This window comes from Sphingomonas epibiotica (genome assembly GCF_039615155.1).
Classification (GTDB): domain Bacteria; phylum Pseudomonadota; class Alphaproteobacteria; order Sphingomonadales; family Sphingomonadaceae; genus Sphingomonas.
In genome coordinates this window covers 1-420 of the sequence record NZ_JBDGHY010000048.1, presented here as the reverse complement: position 1 = coordinate 420, position 420 = coordinate 1, and the positions used below count along the sequence as shown (strand labels likewise).

The following is a 420-nucleotide window of genomic DNA, read 5'->3' as shown; positions in this document are numbered from 1 at the left end:
GGTCAGCGCATTGAACAGCTCGGCGCTCGACCCATCGGTCAGCAGCAGGCCCATCTTTCGCCCGGCGAAATTCGCCGGGCCGTTGGCGAGGATCGAGAGCGCCGACGATGTCGGCAGGTCTAGCGTCGGCTTGGCCGCCTTGGCGGCGTCCGGCAGGTCGAGGCCGAGCCCGTCCGCAACGGTAGCGGCGAGATCCTCGTCGATGTTGCGCAGGTGGCTGACCGCCCGGGCCCGGATGTCGACACGATCTACCTTCGACAGCTCGAACACCAGCGCGTCGCCGATGTGCTTCTGCTCGATCGGCTGCTGGCTGAGATAGAACTGCCGCGCCTGGCTGTAATGATCGGCAAAGGTTTCGGACCGAATCCGCTGCTTGGTCCCCTGAACCTCGGCGGGGAAGCTGGTGAAGCCGATCTCCGG

1 protein-coding gene is annotated in these 420 nt (G+C 66.0%); it reads right to left on the bottom strand.

What is annotated here, in order from left to right; translation table 11 throughout:
• On the bottom strand, positions 1 to 420 hold a 420-nt coding region (locus AAIO73_RS20235), incomplete at both ends, for a catalase-related domain-containing protein (RefSeq protein WP_345880596.1).